Origin of the sequence: Priestia endophytica (genome assembly GCF_026790145.1) — a bacterium.
In the GTDB taxonomy this organism is placed as follows: Bacteria; Bacillota; Bacilli; order Bacillales; family Bacillaceae_H; genus Bacillus_I; species Bacillus_I endophytica_A.
Map to the genome: position 1 here is coordinate 22,718 of NZ_JALAMS010000051.1, position 15,208 is coordinate 37,925.

The 15,208-nt window shown below is 36.6% G+C and carries 15 protein-coding genes; 1 reads left to right on the forward strand and 14 read right to left on the reverse strand.

All coding sequences use genetic code 11. The features are described from left to right. Window positions 1–14: 14 nt before the first annotated feature. Genes MOC86_RS24430 through MOC86_RS24445 form a run of 4 tightly spaced genes read right to left on the reverse strand, consistent with a single transcriptional unit; the run spans window position 15 to window position 2,717 of the window. Window positions 15–1,268, reverse strand: coding sequence for a glutathionylspermidine synthase family protein (locus MOC86_RS24430; RefSeq protein ID WP_268586514.1), 1,254 nt, complete (start codon window positions 1,266–1,268; stop codon window positions 15–17). Window positions 1,269–1,270: 2 nt separating this feature from the next. Further along, on the reverse strand, window positions 1,271–1,588 hold the full coding sequence (locus MOC86_RS24435) for a hypothetical protein (protein ID WP_019392248.1): 318 nt from the start codon (window positions 1,586–1,588) through the stop codon (window positions 1,271–1,273). Further along, a complete protein-coding gene (locus tag MOC86_RS24440) occupies window positions 1,575–2,060 on the reverse strand; it encodes a hypothetical protein (protein ID WP_268586515.1) in 486 nt (161 codons plus the stop codon). Before MOC86_RS24440 ends, MOC86_RS24435 begins: the two co-directional genes overlap by 14 nt. 30 nt (window positions 2,061–2,090) lie before the next feature. Next, a complete protein-coding gene (locus MOC86_RS24445) occupies window positions 2,091–2,717 on the reverse strand; it encodes a Yip1 family protein (RefSeq protein ID WP_268586516.1) in 627 nt (208 codons plus the stop codon). Between the two features lie 427 nt (window positions 2,718–3,144). Between MOC86_RS24445 and brnQ the strand changes: the two genes are divergently transcribed. Beyond that, window positions 3,145–4,461, forward strand: a complete 1,317-nt coding sequence (gene brnQ, locus MOC86_RS24450; protein ID WP_268586517.1) for a branched-chain amino acid transport system II carrier protein — start codon at window positions 3,145–3,147, stop codon at window positions 4,459–4,461. A gap of 29 nt (window positions 4,462–4,490) precedes the next feature. Here brnQ and MOC86_RS24455 read toward each other — a convergent pair whose 3' ends face one another. The 10 genes from MOC86_RS24455 to pruA all read right to left on the reverse strand — a co-directional run bounded on the left by MOC86_RS24455 (window position 4,491) and on the right by pruA (window position 15,028). Further along, window positions 4,491–5,606 (reverse strand): NADH-dependent flavin oxidoreductase, encoded by a 1,116-nt coding sequence (locus tag MOC86_RS24455; RefSeq protein WP_268586518.1) that lies wholly within the window; start codon window positions 5,604–5,606, stop codon window positions 4,491–4,493. A gap of 59 nt (window positions 5,607–5,665) precedes the next feature. After that, entirely contained in the window at window positions 5,666–6,193 is a 528-nt protein-coding gene (locus MOC86_RS24460) for a GNAT family N-acetyltransferase (protein ID WP_268586527.1), read from the reverse strand. 120 nt (window positions 6,194–6,313) lie between these two features. After that, window positions 6,314–7,684 (reverse strand): sensor histidine kinase, encoded by a 1,371-nt coding sequence (locus tag MOC86_RS24465; protein ID WP_268586519.1) that lies wholly within the window; start codon window positions 7,682–7,684, stop codon window positions 6,314–6,316. Then, window positions 7,681–8,373, reverse strand: coding sequence for a response regulator transcription factor (locus MOC86_RS24470; RefSeq protein WP_268586520.1), 693 nt, complete (start codon window positions 8,371–8,373; stop codon window positions 7,681–7,683). Before MOC86_RS24470 ends, MOC86_RS24465 begins: the two co-directional genes overlap by 4 nt. A gap of 16 nt (window positions 8,374–8,389) precedes the next feature. After that, window positions 8,390–9,664, reverse strand: a complete 1,275-nt coding sequence (locus MOC86_RS24475; protein WP_268586521.1) for a hypothetical protein — start codon at window positions 9,662–9,664, stop codon at window positions 8,390–8,392. A gap of 151 nt (window positions 9,665–9,815) precedes the next feature. Then, entirely contained in the window at window positions 9,816–11,015 is a 1,200-nt protein-coding gene (locus MOC86_RS24480; RefSeq protein ID WP_268586522.1) for a polysaccharide deacetylase family protein, read from the reverse strand. A 170-nt stretch (window positions 11,016–11,185) separates the two neighbouring features. Next, window positions 11,186–11,506, reverse strand: a complete 321-nt coding sequence (locus tag MOC86_RS24485) for a rhodanese-like domain-containing protein (RefSeq protein ID WP_268586523.1) — start codon at window positions 11,504–11,506, stop codon at window positions 11,186–11,188. A gap of 578 nt (window positions 11,507–12,084) precedes the next feature. Beyond that, the gene (locus MOC86_RS24490; RefSeq protein ID WP_268586524.1) at window positions 12,085–13,035 is read right to left on the reverse strand and encodes a S8 family peptidase; all 951 of its coding nucleotides are present in this window, start codon (window positions 13,033–13,035) and stop codon (window positions 12,085–12,087) included. A 77-nt stretch (window positions 13,036–13,112) separates the two neighbouring features. Next, on the reverse strand, window positions 13,113–13,256 hold the full coding sequence (locus MOC86_RS24495) for a hypothetical protein (protein ID WP_268586525.1): 144 nt from the start codon (window positions 13,254–13,256) through the stop codon (window positions 13,113–13,115). A 224-nt stretch (window positions 13,257–13,480) separates the two neighbouring features. After that, window positions 13,481–15,028, reverse strand: a complete 1,548-nt coding sequence (pruA, locus tag MOC86_RS24500; RefSeq protein ID WP_268586526.1) for an L-glutamate gamma-semialdehyde dehydrogenase — start codon at window positions 15,026–15,028, stop codon at window positions 13,481–13,483. Window positions 15,029–15,208 lie beyond the last annotated feature (180 nt).

Here is a 15,208-nt window from a genome sequence, read left to right on the forward strand (position 1 = left end):
ACGTTCCCCCTAGTCTAATTTTGTGCTACAGGCAAAAAATAAGCTCCGTTATCTGTAATCTCTCCACCTGCTCGAATTCCTATTGCGCTCGCTTTTCCGCTCACTAAAAAACATCCGTACATAATGCGCGCCTCTTTTACTCCATCAATCGTTTGAATATTAGATACTGGTAGACTTTCATACTGCTGATAAACACTTAAATACTCGTCATACGTGTGATAAGGGTTTTGACTTTTGTTTTCTCCTTTTTCACTGTAAATTTCTACTGTATCTCCCTCACGTCCAAATGCAGGTTTTTGTACAAAAGCTTTCTCTTGTTCTCGAAACGGTGCAGAATCTAAATACGTTGGTAGAAAGTAAGTAGAAATCCAGGTATGCTCTTTTTTCGTAAAAAAAGAATGATTTGTTTCATGAAGACCCCAAATAAGTGCTTGCACAGCTTTTGACTGAAGTAAAAATGCCGCTGAGGGATTAATAATAGAGAGCTTATTCTCATTAACAAGCCTCATCAAAGCTTCTCCAACAGCCTCATTAGAGTCGTCTTTATCTAAAATAAGATGTTCTAGAGGATATGTTTGTCTATACAAAACATCTATTTTTTGGTAAAAAGAGTCGTAAATTCCTCTAGCTATCTCTTCTTCATCCTCCATCACAATTTTAAGGTTCTGAAGGGGAACATAGTGAGCAGGAAGAGAGCTAAGATCAAGAAGATATTTTGTTGTATAGAAATCTTCCATATCATCTTCATGTGAAGTGAATACAATATTTGGAGGTCCGCTCTTATGTAAGCATCTGAAGCTTTGACTTACGGCCTCTTCAATTGCTTCTTTTAGCTCCCCTTCACATCCTTCATTTGGATTCTGAACCCCAAAATGCTCACAAACTTTTCCATTCACAAAAAAAGTTTCTTTAATAAATGTGGGGGTATCTGCATTTAGTTCAAGTAGTTTAATTTTGCCCTCTTTCACAATTAGATCTGCCCGAGCAATCACACTTGGTACGTTTAAAGGTGAAGAAGATTTCAGAAAGAAGAGAGTACTAGCTGGAAAACCAAGTTGAAGCAGTACATCATCTTCCAAGTTCTGAAGAAGGGGAACTGTTTTAAAAAACAAATGTCCAATTCGCTCTGTTGCTGTTCGGATTTCATCGATTGTTTCTTTTTTCTCTTCCTTCACATCATAAAGAGCATACTCTTCATTATATAAGTCAGGCCAAAATTCAGGAATATGGCTAAAAAAGTCCTTCCTTTTACGTGAGAAATCTCCCATACTTAGCCACCAAAGCTTCCTTTCGTGCCGCTACCAATACCAGATTTAAATTTCGAACTGTTTTTATATGACTTATAGCTGCTGCTTTGCTGCAAAGCTGATTTATTCGAAAACCACCTTCCACCATAGTAAAAATAGCCGCTTCTGTGTGAAGAAGAATCGTCACAATAGTATGTTTGTGTTTCTTCGTCCCAATCCCAGTCTTTACACTCATCTGTATCAGGTTCCTTTGGTCGTGAATCAGAAGAAGAACAAGCTGTCATTGAAAATGTAAAAAGTGAAGCAACTACACCTGTCATCATCTTTTTAGTTTTTTTCATGATAAACTCCCTTTTGACTTAGATTATCTGTCACTTTTGTTACATATAAAGAATATATACGCCGGTCTTCGTCAATTTCAGCTGAGTCACGCTCCCACTCTACATCTTCAATATATGTATAAACACTTCCGATTACGCAAAAAACATCCAAATGATTCTGAAAATATTCAACCTTTAAAATGGGATGATCTTGGTCTGGAGCATATTCTCTTATTTCGAGTTTAAGAGAGTCAAGGGATGCTCGATCAACATTTAGAATCTCGCCTTTTTCATATTCTTCAACATAAATGATAAAAAGGCTTCCTTCTAAAGCTGAGGATGTTTGTTTATACGTTATCCCCTGTTTTACAAAAAATTCACACTCTCGCCTTGCAATAATTTGCTCAATTTCAATATTCTCATAGAAATAAAGAGCTTCAAATTCCTCCCCTTTTAAAAGCCGATACTCTAATACCGGATTTCCGTGATACATGCTTTATCCCCCCTTTGCCTTTCACTTTAATTATGACAATGTATTAAATGTGAGGAGCATACCGAATAAAATGACTAAAACAATTATCCAGCTAAAAAGTACCGTGAGAAAACTTTTTCCAAAAGATAAGCGATGTGCTTCACTAACTGACGCTACTGTTAAAATAAAGGACCATAAAAGAACAACCCCTTCAATAATAGAAAAAACAAGCAAAGTAATTGATGAAAACGTTGATAATGTATTACTTTGAACTTGAAAGAAATGTTCCTGTAAAAAAAGAAGCGGAATAATGGTCAAAATAGTATTAGCAGCAAGCGGTGTTAGACTATAAGCTGTTGCGATTTGAATATGACTAAAATCACCTCTGCCTCCAAATAAGGAACCGAAAAACATATACAGAATACTAAATAAAAACCATCCCAAAACCCCCATTACAAATCCACCGATAATAACGGAAAGTAAAATGGTTAAAAGACTTGTCTCCTCTCCCACGTTTTGCAATCGACTAATAATAGTGATTCCGCTTATCCCTCCTAACCATAAAATGAGGAAGGCCCAGAGAAATCGAGCATCATAAAAAAGTGATGTTAACGTTTGCTTTGGACTTTTTAACATTCCCAGAAAAGGATGTTGATCTCTTGTTGACATTCTTAGCATTATTGCACCTCCATATTTTTGCTTTTTTCCCTCATAAAGTATAACAAAATTTTTAAAAGAATATCGTAATCCTTTAAAAATGCTTCAGAATTCCTTCAAAAAGAGAGGGATTTTCTTCTTTACTAGTTCTTTTTACGCGTCTATTTTCTACATTTTTCTGACTTTCTCTTCTTTTGATATAATGAATGGGCGAGGTGAATAAAAGATGGATTTTTTAATTGATACACTAATGTGGAGCGGTATTGTTTTTGTTGTGCTTTTTTTAGCCTTACTTACTACATTAAATAAGCGAAAATAATTGATGTTTATACAGAGGAATTTCATAGAGTGAGGGAGCTAAGTTTTTAGAATTTTACTACTTTTAAAGTGCTGTAGATTGTCCTCTTATGGGCTGTTATACTACATAAAAAAAGAGAGGACTTACATTATGAAAAATTTAAGCAACAAAGAGCTTCTTCTACTAAGCTTTATGCTTTTTTCCATGTTTTTTGGAGCAGGTAATCTCATCTTTCCTGCTTTTTTAGGCAGAGCTTCCGGTGAAGAGATGGTAATTGCATTAATTGGTTTTATTATTACAGCCGTTGGACTTCCAATTTTAGGAGTAATAACAATTGCTCATACAGGAAGCATCCAAACGTTAGGATCTCGTGTTCACAAAAGCTTTGCTTTCTTCTTTCCACTTGTTATTTACGTTTCAATTGGTCCAGGCCTTGCTATTCCTCGTGCAGGGACTATTGCGTATGAAATGGGAATGAAGCCTTTTCTTCCTTCTTCATCCCTTCTTCTCGGAATCTATACAATAATCTTTTTTGCACTTGTTCTATGGCTGAGCCTTTCACCATCAAAGCTTGTTGACCGCTTTGGGAAACTGTTGACTCCTATTTTATTAGGTCTTATTTTAATGATTTTTGTAAAAAGTCTTATTACGCCGCTTGGCAATTTTCAACAAGCAGAAGAAGTTTATCAAGAAAATACGTTCTTCAAAGGATTTTTAGACGGCTACCAAACAATGGACGCTTTAGCTGCGCTTGTGTTTGGAATTTTTGTAGCAAACGCGATTTTAGCAAAGGGAGTCCAAGAACCAAAGAAAGTTTCAAAATATATGATGATAGCTGGACTTGGGGCAGGGACACTTCTTGCTTCTATTTACGCTATACTAGCATACTTAGGTGGTTCAAGTTCTTCAATTGGAATGGCTAATAACGGTACTGACGTCTTAACAATCGTAATGTCTACCCTTTTTGGAGAATTTGGCACGCTTCTTTTAGGTATTTTATTTACTTTAGCTTGTTTGTGCGTTTCTATCGGACTTATCATTTCATGCAGTCAATATTTTTCTACACTTTTTACCTTTTTATCATACAAAGGGTGGGCAACTTTACTCACTATAGTCAGTTTAGCTATTGCCAACTTAGGGTTGAATCAAATATTGGCTTTTTCCTCCCCTTTGCTTGGTTTTATTTACCCAATGGCTGTTGTTTTGATTGTACTTGGTCTTTTTGATCGTACACTTCGCTATCGAACATCTGTATATCGTTATGCAGTTGTTTTCTCTGGTCTCTTTAGCTTTTTTGAAACAATTAACACTGTATTTTTAAACAAGAAACTTGATACAGTACTCTCTTTGTTTCCACTCTATGAAGCTGGAGTTGGATGGGTCGTTCCAGCTCTTTTAGGTATAGCAGTTGGATTTCTTTTCTCTTCTCCTCTTTCATCAGAAGAAGAGAAAAGGCTATCTTCTTAATAAAAAAGTCCTTCATATGAAGGACTTTTTTATTCTTCAACAGGAAACCATCCTGGCGTATTCATAATTGCATTCCATAGATCATCAGGAATAACGAGCTCTTTCTGACTCTTCTTACTGAGTGTCGTCCGGATATTTTGTTCTTCACCTTTTTCTACTTTTTGAATCCACTGAGGCTCCATGACCAACTCTCTGCCAAGTGCAACGAGCGGCACTTCTTCTAGAGCTTTTGCAACATCTGCTGGTGTATGTAAAGACCCAACGCCAATAAGCGGTACCTTATCACCAATGCGCTCTTTCGCTAGTAAAACTCGAGAAACTTTATCCTCTTTATCACGTATTGATCCTCCCCAGAAATCTTGAACCGAAATATGCAGATAGTCTAAATTTTGTTCTTTTAAAAAATCTATAAGCTTAAACGTATCCTCCATTGTAATGCCTGGGCTTTCAATTTCTTCAGATGAGAAACGGTAACCAATCACAAAAGGACGATTTTCTACAACAGATCTTACCTCTTTAATGACTTCTTTAATAAAGTTCATTCGATTGTAAACATCGCCTCCCCACTTATCCTTTCGACGATTGGAATGAGGAGAGAAAAATTGCTGAAGCAAATACGTATTAGCTCCGTGAATTTCTACGCCATCAAACCCTGCTTCAAGTGCACGTTTGGCAGATTCCTTAAATCCTTCAATAACACGTTCAATGTCCTCCTCCGTCATTTCTCTTGGCGTCACACTTCCTTCACGTTCGGGAGCAACAGCACTTGCACTAATAGGAATTCCATCTTCTAGTAACTCTGGTGGGCACATGCGTCCCCCATGAAAAATTTGCAAAATAGCTTTTGTGCCTCGATGTTGAATTGTATTTGCTAACTTTTGTAAGCTTGGTACAAGATTATCTTGGTGGGATCCGATTTCTCCTTTAAAGCCTTTACCGTCTCTCGTTACGTAAGCGCAAGCTGTAATGATAGCTCCAACCCCTCCAGTTCGCTTACTGTAATAAGCAAGTTCTTCTTCTGTCACTTCGCCTGTTTCATCATCAGAAGCATAGTTCGTCATTGGGGCAAGCATTACTCTATTTTTTAATTCTACACCGCTTTTAAACGTAAACGGCTCTAGGATATGCTCATAATTAGAATTCATCTTTTCATTCCTCCAACCAACAGTTTAAGGTACCATTACTTCTCGTTATCTTTCCCTTTTTACTTTTTTATTAAACCGTTGCGTTGCTTCCATTCTTTACTTAGCATACTCATTTCAATACTGTTCCAATATCCGTTTGTTGTTTTGAGCTTCTCGCGCAGAATTCCTTCTTGAACAAAGCCAAGTTTTTCATATGTTTTATAAGCCGATACATTGAAATCATATACTCCAAGACTGATGCGATTTAAGTTCAGCTCTTCGAACCCAATCTGTAGCATATGCTTCATCATCAATGTTCCATAACCTTTTCCACGGCTATTTTCTTCAACAACAACCCTTCCAATTCGTCCTGAACGGTTTTGATAATCAATGTGAGCAAGGCTAATGTGTCCGACAACGTCATCATCTTGAACAAGGACAAAAATATATCGGTCACTTCCTATCCCATTTGCTCCCTTTATGTACGCTTTTAATTCTTCTATTTTTAAAGGATAAGAAAAACTTGAGCCTGCCCATGTCATTAGCTCTTCTTCACTAGAAGCCCAGTTGACGATTTTCTTTAAATCTTTTCTAGTAATTTCTCTCATATACACCACTGCGCTCACCTCTCGCCTTTTCTATAAGATACCTTAAAAGAAAAGCCTCGTTCAAACTTTTTTGCACGACAAATTTTTTCATACAAAAAAGCTCTCACATAAAGAGAGCTTTTAAGCTTCTAAAAAGGGTAGAATAACAACTACTTCTGTTCCAATTCCTTCTTCGCTATTCACATCAATTTTTCCACCGTGAAGAGCCACAATATTGTAGGCAATAGCCAAACCAATCCCAGCACCGTTATGCTTCATATCTGCTTGATAAAAAGTTTTTGAGATATGTGGGATATGCTCTTCGGAAATGCCTTGTCCATTATCACAAATTTTCACACTTACCGCTTTTTTAAATTTTTGCAGGGTAACTTTTACTTCTCCCTTTGTTCCCGTATACTTCACTGCATTATCAATAATATTTAAGAACACTTGCTTTAATCGATTTTCGTCTCCCCAAAATACAGCACAATCACCGCTATAAGTTAGTAAGATTTGTTTTTCCTGTGCTTTTATCTTCCAGTGAAACACAATTTCCTCTAAAAGCTCATTAAGGTCAAACGTATGTTTCAAAAGCGTAATTCGATTAGCTTGCAACCTTGAAAAGTCTAACAAATCTTCTACAAGATGAATGAGCCGGTCTGTTTCAGAAGAGATAATTCCCATACCTTGCGCAATTTCTTCCTTAGAAAGATAGTCGGGATCTTTCAACGTTTCAGCCCATCCTTTAATTCCTGTAAGCGGGGTTCTTAACTCATGAGAAATCGAAGATATAAACTCATTCTTCAAACGCTCGTTTTCTTGAATTTCATCTGCCATATAATTTAAAGTTAAGGCAAGATGGCCAAGTTCGTCCGGACTTTTTGTCTCAATACGATTTTGAAATTGACCTTTTGCCATTTTCGAGGAAATAGAAATAATATGCTGAATAGGTTTTAAAAAAGAATTTGATAACCTCCAACTTAAGATAAAAGCTGCGGATGCAATAATCAAATTAAGAACAAGCGTTATGACTGTAAAACGTAAAATCATTTTATCAATATCTGTTAACGATGTTTCATAACAAAGATAGCCAATCACTTGATCTTGATGAAAGAGAGGTTGATAAAAGGTCATGACTTTCTCGCCTAGTGGAGAATAGACAATATCTTTTAAAGTGCCCCCTTCTTTTAAAAAAGTCGGAATGTTAACTTTCTTCTCTACTGCCAATCCAGATGAAGATTGAACAACCTCTCCTCTGCTGTTCAAAAGAAGAAGGTTTGTACCAGTCATCTGAAATGAATGAATAATTTCACTGCTATACTCTTTTAAGTCGAATGTATAGAGAGGGTGATATTGATCAAAAAAAGAACGGCTTGTTTGAGCATGCTGACGGATTGTTTCTTCAATGTTTCCATAATAATAATGATAAATAGCAAAAGTAAAGATAGCTTGAAAAAGGATTACAATGAGAAGAATAACCGACATGAAATAGAGAAGAATTCGCCGCCTCATTCTCCCTCGCCTTTCCAGTAATATCCTCTTCCCCAAACTGTTTCAATATAAGTAGGACGTGAAGGATTATCTTCAATTTTTCGTCTCAATCTTCTAATATTAACATCAACCACTTTAGGATCTCCTATGTACTCCTCTCCCCATACGCGATCCAACAGCTCATGACGTGAAAATAATTCCTTTGGAGCGCTCATAAATTCCTGCATCAAACAAAATTCCGTTGGCGTTAAATCAATTTCTTCTCCTCTTTTTTTCAACACCTCATTAACAAGGTGAAGTTCAAACGGCCCTGACTTTACAATGTCTTGATCTCGTTTTTGAATGCGACTAAGTCTTCGTAAAAGAGAGTGAATTCTCGCCGTTAGCTCGCTTGGACTAAACGGTTTTGTAATATAATCGTCTGCTCCAATTGTTAATCCTTCTACTTTATCTTCGTCCTGCGTTCGAGCTGTAAGCATAATAATTCCCACAAGCTCATTTTTTTGACGAATTCGCTCGCATACGGAGAACCCATCAATTCCGGGTAACATCACGTCTAATAAAGCAATATCAAAAGAAGAGCTTTCCATAAGTTCTAGCGCTTGTTCTCCAGTATGAGCTTCCGTAACGTCATAACCCGCTTTTTTTAAATTTAAAACAATAAAACTGCGAATTGCACTCTCGTCTTCTAATACTAAAATTTTCCCCATAGCTTTGTCACCTTACTTAGTCTCTAATATTTTCTGATAAAAGATGAAAGAGAGAACCATACTTTCTTTCTTCTTCTGTTTTCATTGCATAGACATGCTTTAATGTATTCTCAATTTCAATATAGCTCTTGCTTTGACTTTCCCACTCTTTATTTGTAAAACGATAGAGAGTGAAAAGATTTTTACCGTCTTTAACTCGCTCAATCGTAAGCTTATGTTCATCTGTAGAACGAGCGATTGTGACAAGGCCGAACCACTCTTTTGGAAATGTAAGCTCGTACCCTTGTTCATAGTTTGGATAATGTTCCGCAACTTCTTTTAACGAGCCATCTTCTTTTAGTTCATAATAATATACAAACCACGGTAGTGATACAAAAGGCTCTTCTTCCCATCCTTTTGGCACAACCGTCTTCCCTATCTCAATAATTCCATTCTCATTAACATCCTCGCTATAAACAATCATAGACTTGATGGCATCTTCATTCTTTGCATCAAGCTTCATAATAAGCTTGCCTTCCTCATATCCAAGAACATATGTTGAAGCAGAATGGGCCCCAACTCCAACATCAATGAAAACTCCTTTTTTCCCTTTTGTATAATAACCAGCTTTCATTTGCTCAATGCCATTAATAGATGAATCAAGTTTAAGAGAGGAATGCTCCATAAAATACCCATTGTCTTCTTTAAAAAGGCGAGCTGTAAACTCTTTTCCCTTCTGGAGGCTAAGCATTATAATTTCGCTGCTCCCATCTTCATCGAGATCTGCTGCAATAGTGCGCGTATAAGAGGTTTGAAAAATATCGTCTATTTTTGAATCAGAAAATCTATAGATGTGCATTTTTTTCTCACTTATACCATCATATCCAAATCCAGCAGCTAAAAGCATTGCCTTCTGTCCTTTTACTTGAATAGGAGACAGATCTGTAATCTCCCCATAATTTTGAATAGTTTTGGTTGCAACCTTTTCCCACTGCTCCTTCTTTTGATAGAAAACCATCTTGATTTCAAAAGGTTTTTTTTCATTCTTGTAGAAGAAAACTGCTTCATTTTTCTCCCCGTCTCCATCAAAATCTTCGATATAAATAGAGCGTTTCTCTTCGGAATGTTTTGGAGTAAGTAAAAAGGGGCGTGTCCGATATAAAGAATCTTTCTTTATTTGTTCTTTCAATGCTTGCTCGTTTTTTTCCACTTTTGGGCTTTTCATTAACGAGCTTGGTGGTTCCAAATTTAGACCACACCCACCTAATAAAACTGTTAATAGAAGAACTAAAAGCAGCAAAACGCTTTTCATCATATAACTCCTCTAATCTGCAATGTAAATTCTCATATTACTTTCATAAGTTGCCTTTGCTATCATAACAAATTTTAAAATCTAATTCATCTTCCATAAAAAACAGAAGGCTTGTCCTAAAAAGGAAAAGCCTTCACAATAACACCATTTTTTAAAAATGAACAACTGGTAGCGTATCGTCAAGTGGCTTCATTTTATAGCCATGAGCACTCAAGTAGTCTAATAGGTCATTCAAATGTTGAGCCGTTGTTTGTTTGTCATGTAGAAGAATTACTGGTTCTTTAAAAGATTTCGTTTCAATATCATGAATAACTCCGTTTACATAACGAGCATCTTTGTATTTCCAATCTAGACTATCAATATTCCAATCCCACAGTTCAAATCCATTTTGGTGCACAGCTTCTAAATATTCCGGCTTCATATATGGAACGCTTCCATAAGGAGTACGAATAAGGTTTGTGCGCACGCCTGTTAAATGATAAAGATCATTCTGTGCTTCTTTCATCTCCCCAACAACCGTATCTTTAGATTGATAGATTTGATGAGCATCATGACTTACTCCATGTAAAGCAGGCTCATGGCCTCCTTCTACAATTGCCTTCGTTGCTTCAGGGAAACGTTTCATATTAGGTCCAAGCATAAAAAACGTTCCTTTAGCATTATGAGCATCAAGGATTTGTAGAATTTCTTGAGTATGTGTACTAGGGCCATCGTCAAATGTTAGATAAACGACTTTCTCTTCTTGATTCTCTTCGTTTGAGGGAGCTGTTGGCAATTCAGGTGTAGAAGGGGTCGTTTGATTTCCACTCTGCTGAGCAGATGCTTGTTCTTGTTTATTTTCAGATGAAGAAGACACATTCTCTTGTTTCTTCTCTTCTTTATTTTCTTTGTCTGCTTTTTCTTCCTCATCCACTTTTGGTTTTGTTTCTTTCTTCTCTTCTGTCTCTTGTGCTTTTTCTTTTTCTTGGGCTTTTTCTTTTACTTCTTCTTCTGCCTTCATGTCTGGTATACTTTTATTCTGTTGTTTAGCTGCTTCTTCTATAGATTGATTCGGCTCTACTGAGTTTTCAGCTTGATTCTCTTTCTCTTGTGATGATTGATTCGGCTCTTCTTTTTCTTCGTTCTTATGTATAGAAGATTGATCTTTCTTTTCTTCCTGCTGGATTGCTTCCGATTTCATTTTCTCTTCCTGTGAGTCTACACTTTTCTCCGTTGAGCTCTTATCAGTGCTGCTTTGAGCCTTCTCCACTGCCGCAACTCCACCAAGGCTTATGAGTACAACAGCTGCACCAATTGCAACCTTCTTAACGCTATTACTCCATCCTTTTTTGTTACCTTCTTTTTGCTTCATTCTTACAAATAACCCCCAAATATTGTCGAAAATTAGTTTATTATTCTAGTATAAATTGGTTACTTCGACAAATGGTAACAAAAGAGTTACAAGTTTACCGCAATGGTACATTATAAAAAAGACTTGCCAATAGACAAGTCTTTTTTATATCATTCCTTAGTACAAATTGTTTATAAACACCAGTATCCTTTTACTCTAACGCCTTTACGACTTAGCTGTCTAACAGTTAAATTTTTTAAGACAGCATCAGATACGATAATAACAACTTCATTCTTCGGAATATCACCGTATTGCCTTTTCAAATACGGCAATGGAATATGCAGTGCATCTTCACACGGCTTTGTTTTAATTTCGTGAAAATCGCGAACGTCAATTAAGATAGCACTCTCAACTTCCTGACATGAAGTTACCTTTTTGACGCCCACAACAGGGATGTAGCGCTGATAAACAAGAAAAAAAACTAAACAACCTATAAGACCTATAACACTCATTAGAAGCACAATGCCACCTACTTACCCTTATTTTACAAACTTAATCCTACTACACGAAAAAGCAAAAATCAAAAATAAAAACTGAATTAAACAAAATTATATAAATTTTCTAAAACATTTATCAACTTTTTAAAAAACAAGGTGTTATAATGCACCTCAAAAATAAGAGAGGAAAACGTTATTGTCTTGATAAGAAAAATGATGAACTCAAGATAGCAAGAATGTCTAAGGAGTTGTCAAACGTAAGTGGCAGAGCATAGCTAAGGAAATTGTTCCTTTTCCCATTCAAAAACTTTTCTCGAAGCATCCCATAATAAAGAAGTATGACAAAAATGGAGGAAAGAGTCCCTTTTTTTATAGCGGTAAAAGACAGTAAAATAGGTGCCTATGCTCATTTTACTCTTCTTCAAAATAAAACAGCTAGCCTTCTAGCGTCTTATGTAGATTGTACTTATCAACGTAAAGAAAGTGAATTTCCGCCTAATAATACAACACTTTTCAAACAGAAAAAATAAATAAGGAGTCTAGTTCTACATTAAAAACCATAAAAAAGCCTAAACAAAAGTTTAGGCTTTTTTTTACTCTTCTTTTGTTGAAGCAACTTCTTCGAGCGTCTTATGCATCTTCAAAAGTCCATGTCCTTCTCCGCTCCGGTCATTTCCAAGTGAAACAGTGTGAGAAATAAGACGTTCATAAAGCTCAGGCTCTTTGATATCTTTGCCGTAATCTTGTTTCCATTTGTTTGCTAAAAGCGCTGCTGCTCCTGCAACGTGCGGAGTAGCCATTGATGTCCCACTCAATACAGCAAATTTCCCGTTTAGATAGGTTGACAAAATTTCCTCTCCTGGAGCTACTAAATCAATTTTGTCATTTGTATTGCTAAATTCCGAAAGCTGACCGCGTAAATTCACAGATCCGACTTGAACGACTTCCTCATATGCCCCTGGATAAGCATACTCATCTGTTTGATCGTTTCCATCGCCTTCATTTCCAGCTGCACAAACAACTAAAATGTTTGCTGCAACAGCTTCTTGAACAGCTTTGTGAAGAGCTGGATCATCTTGTGATCCACCTAGAGACATTGAAATAATACTTACTTTTTCTCCTTGTTTTCCTCTCCACTCTACTGCATATTTAATAGCCTTTATAATCCAGTCTGTTTGCCCCATCCCTTGTTTATCGAGAACTTTAAGAACAAGTAATCCTGCTTTTGGTGCTACACCTACAACGCCCATATCGTTTTCCATAGCAGCAATCGTCCCTGCAACATGCGTACCGTGGCCGTTATAGTCTTTTACATTCTCTTTTGTATCATCTTCTGTAAAGTTATAAACATCAACAATTTGGTCTTTTAAGTCAGGATGATCTACTTCGCATCCTGTATCAAGAACAGCAACAATAACTTCTTCTCCTCTATATCCTTGCTGCCATACAAGCGGTGCATCAATAAGGCGAACCCCTGGTGGTACCTCATTTGATGATTCACGAACTTCCTGTACTTTAAAAGGAATTAAACCGACTTTAGCCATCTTTTTCTCCCCTTTTCCAAATGATTTTTTATACTTTACAATGAGATGGGACGCACACTCTTATTTCCTTAACTTCTCTAAAGATGCTCTACAAAAATCGCCTTTTTCGTTTTGGTTTCTTTTTGATATTTTTCATACTTTTCATATTTTTTACGCCGATTGTTATCGTGGTAAAAGTCGTAGCGACTAGTGCGAACAGCTGCAGAAACTGCTCTAACCACGCTAGCACAATATCTCCTCCCTTCTTATAAAAAAGCACCCACAAACAGCTTTATGATTAATGACTGCTCGGGGCGCTTTGTTCTATAAAGAATCGAATGTAATGATAGGAATAAAATGTGCGTCTTATTAAAATTTTAACATATACTGATAATTCAAACAAGTATAATTTTTCAATAAATAGAAGCAAATGCTAAGATTGCATTCGCTTTTATTTATTCATCTCTTAGAGCATTTCACTAATTGTTTTAGGGAGCATGTGTAAAGGAAGATAATCTGGACCTCCTGCTTTAGAATCTGTGCCAGACATGTTAAAGCCACCAAATGGATGATATCCAACAATCGCTCCTGTGCAATTTCGGTTGAAATATAGATTTCCAACATGAAAGTGACCTTTTGCATACTCCAGATGCTCGCGGTTATTTGAAAAAACGGCTCCTGTTAATCCATACTCTGTATTATTTGCTATTTCAATAAGCTCTTTAAAGTTTTTTCCTTTTGAAAAGGCTAAAACAGGACCAAATATCTCTTCCTGCATAATCCGTGCTTTTGGATCAACGTCTGCAAAGATTGTTGGATCAATGAAAAAGCCTTTTGAATCATCGCTTTTTCCTCCATATACAAGACGTCCTTCTTCTTTTCCAATTTCAATATAATCTGTAATTTTATCAAATGAACTTTGGTCAATAACAGGTCCCATGTATGTTCTTCCATCTACAGGATCTCCTACTTTTTTGGTTTCTGCAATTTTTACAACTCGTTCAACTACGTTATCGTATACATCCTCATGGATAACAGCTCTGGAACCAGCAGAACATTTTTGTCCTGAAAAACCAAAAGCCGAAACAAAGATTTCTTCTGCTGCTGCCTCTAGATCTGCACTTTTATCTACGACAACTGTATCTTTGCCTCCCATTTCAATAATGGATCGCTTCAGCCATTTTTGTCCTTCCCTTACTTGTGAAGCTCTATTGTAAATTCTCGTTCCAACTTCACGAGAGCCTGTAAAACTAATAAGATATGTTAACGGATGGTCCACTAAATAATCACCTACTTCACTACCACTTCCAGGGCAAAAGTTGACAACGCCTTTCGGTATCCCTGCTTCCTGCAGAATATCAATAAAAGCCCGAGCAATCACAGGAGTGTTTGAAGCTGGTTTTAGGACAACCGTATTTCCTGTCACAATAGGAGCAACTGTTGTTCCAACCATGATTGCAAAAGCAAAATTCCACGGAGGTATAACAACTGTTACCCCCATACTTGTATAAATATATTTATTTTTCTCTCCATCTCTGCTTTTTACAGGAGCTCCGTCTTTTAAACGAATCATTTCCCGACCATAATACTCCATAAAATCAATGCCTTCTGCAATGTCTGCATCTGCTTCTTTCCACGGTTTTCCTCCCTCTTTAATAAGGAGAGCTGTTAATTCTTTTTTTCGACGACGCGTAATAGCTGCTGCTCTAAATAAAAGCTCTGCTCGCGCTTCTGCTTCCCACAAACGCCAGCTTTCAAAAGCATTGTGAGCAGCCTTCATCGCGTTCTCTGCGTGATCCTTACTTGCTTTTGAAACATAACCTACTACTTCCTCTTTGTTAGCAGGGTTAATAGAAGTAATCTCTTCATCTGTTTCAACATTTTTTCCATCAATTAATAAGCTATGTTTTTTACCTAAATAGCTTTTTATATGTTCAAGAGCTTGTTCCATCTCTTGATAGTTTTTCTCAATTGAAAAATCAGTAAATGGCTCATGTGAATATTCCTTAATCATCTCATCTACCCCTTTGCTATTTATTGAATTCCTTTCATCCTTATAAACTCATATAACCTCCTAGCCTATAATTAAACATATATTTTTCTAACAAAAAAATGCTTGTTTGTCTTGAATCCATTTCCTGTAAAAAAAAGACTTCCTATTATAATGGGAAGTCTTTTCAGACCGTAGACAAAC

Coding starts and splice junctions, on each gene's coding strand:
- pruA (WP_268586526.1), bottom strand. CDS start 15,028: ATGATTAAGGAATATTCACATGAGCCATTTACTGATTTTTCAATTGAG.
- MOC86_RS24475 (WP_268586521.1), bottom strand. CDS start 9,664: ATGAAAAGCGTTTTGCTGCTTTTAGTTCTTCTATTAACAGTTTTATTA.
- MOC86_RS24485 (WP_268586523.1), bottom strand. CDS start 11,506: ATGAGTGTTATAGGTCTTATAGGTTGTTTAGTTTTTTTTCTTGTTTAT.
- MOC86_RS24490 (WP_268586524.1), bottom strand. CDS start 13,035: ATGGCTAAAGTCGGTTTAATTCCTTTTAAAGTACAGGAAGTTCGTGAA.
- MOC86_RS24435 (WP_019392248.1), bottom strand. CDS start 1,588: ATGAAAAAAACTAAAAAGATGATGACAGGTGTAGTTGCTTCACTTTTT.
- brnQ (WP_268586517.1), top strand. CDS start 3,145: ATGAAAAATTTAAGCAACAAAGAGCTTCTTCTACTAAGCTTTATGCTT.
- MOC86_RS24430 (WP_268586514.1), bottom strand. CDS start 1,268: ATGGGAGATTTCTCACGTAAAAGGAAGGACTTTTTTAGCCATATTCCT.
- MOC86_RS24455 (WP_268586518.1), bottom strand. CDS start 5,606: ATGAATTCTAATTATGAGCATATCCTAGAGCCGTTTACGTTTAAAAGC.
- MOC86_RS24480 (WP_268586522.1), bottom strand. CDS start 11,015: ATGAAGCAAAAAGAAGGTAACAAAAAAGGATGGAGTAATAGCGTTAAG.
- MOC86_RS24465 (WP_268586519.1), bottom strand. CDS start 7,684: ATGAGGCGGCGAATTCTTCTCTATTTCATGTCGGTTATTCTTCTCATT.
- MOC86_RS24470 (WP_268586520.1), bottom strand. CDS start 8,373: ATGGGGAAAATTTTAGTATTAGAAGACGAGAGTGCAATTCGCAGTTTT.
- MOC86_RS24440 (WP_268586515.1), bottom strand. CDS start 2,060: ATGTATCACGGAAATCCGGTATTAGAGTATCGGCTTTTAAAAGGGGAG.
- MOC86_RS24460 (WP_268586527.1), bottom strand. CDS start 6,193: ATGAGAGAAATTACTAGAAAAGATTTAAAGAAAATCGTCAACTGGGCT.
- MOC86_RS24445 (WP_268586516.1), bottom strand. CDS start 2,717: ATGCTAAGAATGTCAACAAGAGATCAACATCCTTTTCTGGGAATGTTA.